The sequence below is a fragment of the Xanthomonas sp. BRIP62411 genome, assembly GCF_003993525.1.
GTDB lineage: Bacteria > Pseudomonadota > Gammaproteobacteria > Xanthomonadales > Xanthomonadaceae > Xanthomonas > Xanthomonas euroxanthea.
In genome coordinates this window covers 1-411 of record NZ_QEZI01000037.1, presented here as the reverse complement: position 1 = coordinate 411, position 411 = coordinate 1, and the positions used below count along the sequence as shown (strand labels likewise).

Below are 411 nucleotides of genomic sequence, written 5' to 3'. Positions count from 1 at the left end.
CCTGTAGACGGTTCGCGAGCGGAGGGGTCGGGTCAGGCGCCGATGCGGTGCTGACCGCGCCGCGCGCGGAGGGTGGCGAGGCGCTCCTCGAGGAGCTCCTCGAGCTCGGCGCGCGTCCGGCGCTCGAGCAGCATGTCCCAGTGGCTCCGGGGGACCTTCGCCTCGACCTCGTCGTGGGCGACGGGCGCGCCCTCCGCATCGAGGAGGCGTCCCTCCAAGCCGCTCTTCGGCGACTCCCAGACCTCGGGGACCTCGGCGTCGGCCGAGAACACGACCTCGAACGTGGTGCCGTCGGTCGTGCGGTACGTCTTCCTCTGCCGGGGGGAGAAGCTGACGCCCTCCTCGCTCTGCAGGCTCGTGGACCCGAGCCGCATCCCGCGCAAGCTGCGATCTGCCATGGTGGTCTCCTCT

Annotated in this window: 1 protein-coding gene; it reads right to left on the bottom strand. The window is 72.0% G+C overall.

Annotated elements, in window-relative coordinates; genetic code table 11:
- Positions 1–32: 32 nt before the first annotated feature.
- Positions 33–411: RNA polymerase-binding protein RbpA (locus EO139_RS21100; protein ID WP_277601028.1), on the bottom strand; the 379-nt coding region annotated here is incomplete at its 5' end.